Here is a 5527-nt window from a genome sequence, read left to right on the forward strand (position 1 = left end):
TAATCAAATCCACTTCAGGCAGATCATCTTTTGTCATTGTTATAGCATCAAAAGGACATACAACCGCACAGGTGCCATAACCGAGACATCCGTATATACACGACTTATCCCCACCACCAGCAAGGACTGCAGCCCTACAATCCTTAATTCCTTTATATACATATCGCCTTGTTGTATGACTTGTGGCACCCTGACAGAATACTCGCGCAACCACAGGTTCGACTTTCTCTGCAATCTTACCTGTAATCTTTGCTATAGTCTCAGCAACAGGTGTTTTGCCTGGTGTGCAGAGGTTTGGAGGGACATCAGGTCTTAATGCAACAGCCTCTGCATACCCCTGACATCCAGCATATCCGCATGCTCCACAGTTTGCACCTGGCAGGACATCCCTAACCTTCTCAATGATAGGGTCAATTTTTACAGCAAACTTTGCTGCAGCCAGAGCTAAACCCAGTCCAAAGATAATACCAATCAGTCCAAGAAAGGCGAGGACTAATACCATCAATTCTTTAAGGTTGATTGTTATAGGTTCATACATAATTACAACCTCACCAATCCTGAAAATCCTAAGAATGCAAGCGCTATCAAACCTGTAAGCACAAAGGCTATGGGTAATCCCTGAAATGCCTTTGGAACATCTGCAAGTTCAAGTTTCTCTCTAATGCTTGCCATTATTACCAGTGCAAGACTGAAACCTGCCCCTGAACCGAATCCTAATGTAATACTCTGTAAGAAATTATATTTTTCATCAGCATTAATAACCGGAACTGCAAGTATTATACAGTTGGTGGTAATTAAAACAAGGTATATACCAAGTTTATAATAAAGCACAGGGCTTATCTTCTTGAGGATAGTATCAGTAGCCTGAACAAATGCAGCAACAATACCTATAAAGATGACTATCCTTAAGAAGGTCAAATTCAGAGGAATCATAACAAAGTAATATACAATCCAGCTCAAGGCAGCACTTATGACCATAACAGATGTAAATGTAATACTCATCCCGATTGCTGTCTCCATCCTCTTTGAAACACCGAAGAAGATACAGAGACCAAGGTATCTTGCGAAGACGAAGTTATTGATTAACGCTGATGCTATAAATATCGTGCCAAGGTCCTCTAACATCCTTACCCCTTAATCCTTAATCCTTAATCTTTAGTGGCTTCCATGTGCATGCATTTCCATATGCACCTCTTTGCCACCTTCAGTCCCGTAAAGTTTTCTCTCAATCCAGTTAAAGAATGCCATCAAAAGTCCAATAACGAAAAATCCACCTGTTGGAAGAACCATTATTAACATGGGTTTTGTAGTGGTAAACGATATGCCGAATAGACCTCCCTGTCCTAAAAGCTCTCTTACCATTCCTATAACAATGAGGGCAAGCATGAATCCAACACCCATGCCGAATCCGTCAACTGCAGAGGGAAATACCTTATTCTTGCTTGCAAACAGTTCTGCACGGGAGATTATAATCGCAAATACAACAATAAGTTGTATAAAAAGACCCATCTCTTTGTAAGCTGCCCTTGAGTATGCTGCCATAGTCATGTCAGCAACACTGGTGTAAGTAGCTATTATAAGGATATACGCAGGAATCCTTATCTTGGGACTGATGAAATTCCTGAATATAGAAACGGTTATATTCACCATCGTCATAACAAACAAAACAGCGAGCCCCATAAGAAATCCGTTCCTTACGCTTGTGGTCACAGCAACTGCAGGACAGAGACTTAATGCGAGACGGAAGACAGGGTTTTCACCGAATATCCCATTTTTAAAGATCTTCCAGTAATCTTTTGACATCTCATGTCTCCTTTCCGAATTGTCATTTTTCTATCTATACCTTCTTCTGCTCGAGTCTCTCCCTTAATCTCTTTATAGCCTCTTTTACACCTTCAGTCACTGCCCGGCTCGAGATTGTTGCCCCGCTTATAGCCTGTATCTTATCCTCTGTAAAACCCTTAATCACCACAAGCTTTTCTATTGTTTTACCTTTAAATTGATCTTTAAATTCCTTTTTTTCTATCTCATCACCGAGCCCCGGTGTCTCACCATGTCCGAGTATATCTATCCCTTTAATCTTATAGTCTAAGTCTACTGCGACAAGCATCTTTATGAAACTTGAGTAACCTTTTCCAATAGCCTCTGCTATATAACCTATTTTCTCATCACCTATCTTGCACACATAATAATCCTTCTCCTTTTCATGGATTATTATCTTGCCTTCTTTCTCTATCTTCTCTGCCTCAGGAAGTATCCTTCTAAGCGCCTCTTCCTTCTCAAGAGCCTCTTTATATAATTTAACCGGTTCTGTTGTAGCAAATGTCCCTGTAAGGATGAACCCGGCAATAATGCAGACGATAGTGAGATTTATCGTAATCTTCGCTATGTCTCTCATTTACTTTCCACCTTCTTTAACTCTTACCAGACCGAATTTCTCTGTTTTAAATCTACGGTCAAGCATCGGTGTGAAGCAGTTCATCAGTAGTATAGCATAACAGACACCTTCAGGATACCCACCTTTAAGCCTTATAAGCACAGTAATCACTCCTGCTCCTAAACCGAATAATATCTGTGCCTTTCTCACAGATGGGCATGTCACATAATCGGTTGCCATATAAAAGGCGCCAAGAATTAAACCACCTGAGATTAAACTCAGCAAGGGGTCGCCTGTAAAAAGCCCATTTTTACCTCCAAATATCCATGTCAATACGGCAACCGTCCCGAGAAATGACGCAGGGATGTGCCATGTAATATATCCTTTGTAGATGAGATATGCTGCCCCGATTAAAAGTGCAATTATTGATGTCTCACCGAGAGAGCCCGCACGATGACCTATAAACAATTCTGTATATAAATTGGTCTTATCTCCAAAGACCTCGATTAACTTACCCATGCCCTCCTCCTTGAGTATGGCTAAAGGTGTAGCAGTGGTCTTTACATCCAGTCCAGCCATTATACCACTCGGCTCATACCATGTAGTCATAATCCTTGGCCAGCTTGCAAGGAGGAATGCCCTTCCCATAAGGGCAGGGTTAAATATATTATAGCCGAGCCCACCAAATATCTGTTTTGTTATGGCGATCGCAACAACATTACCAATCACAGGTATCCAGAGTGGAACGCCTGAAGGGAGGTTAAATGCCAGAAGTAACCCTGTGATGAATGCACTTCCATCACTGATTGTAACTTTTTTCTTTGATAGTCTTTGAACAACCACTTCTGTAGCCACTGCACTCAATATACTTACAGTAATAACAGCAAGCGCCCTTATCCCGAAGTAATAAACAGACATCAGGAACGCAGGGATGAGCGAAATGTTCACAGACCACATTATCTTTGCAACGGTCTCTTCACTCTGAATATGCGGACTAACACTGACTAATAATTTAGGTTGCTCTGCCATATCAGCCCTTTCTGCTTAATTCTAATTTTGCCAGTTTTATAAACTGAACAAGCGGACGCCTGGCAGGACAGACATATGCACATGTCCCACACTCAAAACAATCCATGCAGTCATACCCCCTCGCCTCATCATACCGCCCCTTCTCTACAAGAATACTGATTATAGAGGGCTGAAGCCCCATAGGACAATAATCTATACATCTTCCACATCTTATGCACGGACCGTATTCCTCAACACTAACCTCATCTGCAGATAAAACCAGAATGCCTGAAGTGCCCTTAACCACAGGGACATCAAGTGTATACTGGGCTATTCCCATCATTGGTCCACCAGCAATAACCTTTCCTATCTTACCATTGAGGCCACCACACTCCTCTATCAGATGAGAAAACAGCGTCCCAATCCTGACCCTGAGGTTCTTTGGTTCTTTTATCCCTTTTCCTGTAACGGTTATAACCCTCTCGATAAGCGGTCTTCCAAATCTTACTGCATCATATATAGCCTTTGTGGTACCAACATTATGCACTACCACACCGACATCCATTGGTAACCCACCTGCAGGCACTTCCCTGTTCAGTATAGCCTTTATGAGCATCTTCTCTGCACCCTGGGGATATTTTGCCTCAAGTGGAACGACATTTATGTCAGGTTCTGGGGTCCCCAAAAAGTCTTTTGACTTTTTGTGGTGCTCCTTTGATGCAGTATCAGTCATGGTCTTTATGGCATCAGGCTTGTTCTCTTCAATACCTACATAACCTTTTTTTACTCCGAGTATCTTCATCAATATCTTTAGTCCATTTATTATTTCGGATGGGTTTTCGAGCATGAGCCTGTGGTCGGCAGTTAGATATGGCTCACACTCCGCACCATTTATAATTACTGAGTCTATCGGCTTCTCTTTTGGTGGGCTCAATTTTACATGTGTAGGGAATGCAGCGCCTCCAAGCCCGACTATACCAGCATCTCTGATGATTCTTCTCAGATCTTCCAAAGGAAGATTTATATAATCTGGATTCTCTTTTAGACCATCAACCCATTCATCCATGCCATCCTCCTCGATGACAACAGATATCACATCCTTTCCTGAAGGATGGGGAAACTCACCGATAGCAATCACCTTTCCACAGATAGAGGAATGGACAGGTGCAGAGACAAAACTATCTGATACCCCGATAACCTGTCCCCTTTTTACCTCATCTCCAATACTTACAGTTGAATTGCAAGGGGCACCGAGGTGTTGACTGAGTGGGATAATAACCTTCTCAGGGATTGTTGCGTTTATGATAGATTTGTTTTCAGTAAGTTCTTTGTGACTTGATGGATGAACGCCACGCTCAAAAGTGGCTACCTTCATTCATTTCCTCTCATTTCCTCCGAAACAACATTTATTTTTTGGATTCAAGGAGGCTTCTCACTGCCTTCATGAACTCGCTTATATCCTCGAACTGTCTATAAACAGAGGCAAATCTTACATAGGCAACACCGTCAAGGGTATGAAGCCTTTTCATCACAGCCTCACCTATCAATGAACTTGGAACCTCCTTCTGTGATGATTCCATCAATTCTTTTTCTATCGCATTAGTGAGATTTTCAAGGTCTTCAATACTTATCGGTCTCTTCTCGCATGCCTTCTTGAGACCTGTGAGTATCTTCTGTCTGTCGAAGGTCTCCCTTCTCCCATCTTTCTTTATTACCATTGGAAGTAGTTCCTCTACCCTTTCGTATGTGGTAAATCTCTTCTCACAGGAAGGGCATTCCCTTCTCCTCCTTATTTCTGCACCATCCTTACTCTCTCTTGAATCTATGACCTTTGTCTCATCGTGGCTACAGAAAGGGCATCTCATATAATTATTGGATACTGTTCACAAAGCCCACTAACCTTTCTCCGAACATCAGAAATCACGGATTCCCTATTATGGTTATCCAATACCTCAGATATTAACATGGCTATTTCTTTCATCTGTGATTCCTTCATCCCCCGTGTAGTAACGATAGGGGTCCCTATGCGGAGACCACTGGTTATAGCGGGTGGTTGAGAGTCAAACGGAATTGTATTTTTATTGGCTGTTATACCTGCTGACTCAAGTGCCTTTTCCGCCTCCTTACCGGTTATCCCTTTAT

Annotated in this window: 8 protein-coding genes; all 8 read right to left on the reverse strand. The window is 42.1% G+C overall.

Annotation, left to right across the window (positions count from 1 at the left end; genetic code table 11):
* The coding region (locus AB1488_06780) for an RnfABCDGE type electron transport complex subunit B (GenBank protein MEW6409801.1) at positions 1-538 on the reverse strand (538 nt) is incomplete at its 3' end.
* Positions 539-540: 2 nt separating this feature from the next.
* On the reverse strand, positions 541-1125 hold the full coding sequence (locus tag AB1488_06785) for an RnfABCDGE type electron transport complex subunit A (protein ID MEW6409802.1): 585 nt from the start codon (positions 1123-1125) through the stop codon (positions 541-543).
* A gap of 30 nt (positions 1126-1155) precedes the next feature.
* On the reverse strand, positions 1156-1803 hold the full coding sequence (locus AB1488_06790) for an electron transport complex subunit E (protein MEW6409803.1): 648 nt from the start codon (positions 1801-1803) through the stop codon (positions 1156-1158).
* A gap of 34 nt (positions 1804-1837) precedes the next feature.
* On the reverse strand, positions 1838-2398 hold the full coding sequence (locus tag AB1488_06795) for an RnfABCDGE type electron transport complex subunit G (protein ID MEW6409804.1): 561 nt from the start codon (positions 2396-2398) through the stop codon (positions 1838-1840).
* Complete coding sequence (locus AB1488_06800; protein MEW6409805.1) at positions 2399-3406, reverse strand: RnfABCDGE type electron transport complex subunit D; 1008 nt, start codon at positions 3404-3406, stop codon at positions 2399-2401.
* Between the two features lies 1 nt (position 3407).
* Entirely contained in the window at positions 3408-4760 is a 1353-nt protein-coding gene (rsxC, locus tag AB1488_06805) for an electron transport complex subunit RsxC (protein ID MEW6409806.1), read from the reverse strand.
* A gap of 31 nt (positions 4761-4791) precedes the next feature.
* A complete protein-coding gene (gene nrdR / locus AB1488_06810) occupies positions 4792-5250 on the reverse strand; it encodes a transcriptional regulator NrdR (protein ID MEW6409807.1) in 459 nt (152 codons plus the stop codon).
* Positions 5247-5527, reverse strand: a 281-nt coding sequence (locus AB1488_06815; protein MEW6409808.1) for a serine hydroxymethyltransferase, incomplete at its 5' end; no start/stop codon positions are given. The genes nrdR and AB1488_06815, both read right to left, overlap by 4 nt.

This window comes from Nitrospirota bacterium (assembly GCA_040756155.1).
GTDB lineage: Bacteria > Nitrospirota > Thermodesulfovibrionia > JACRGW01 > JBFLZU01 > JBFLZU01.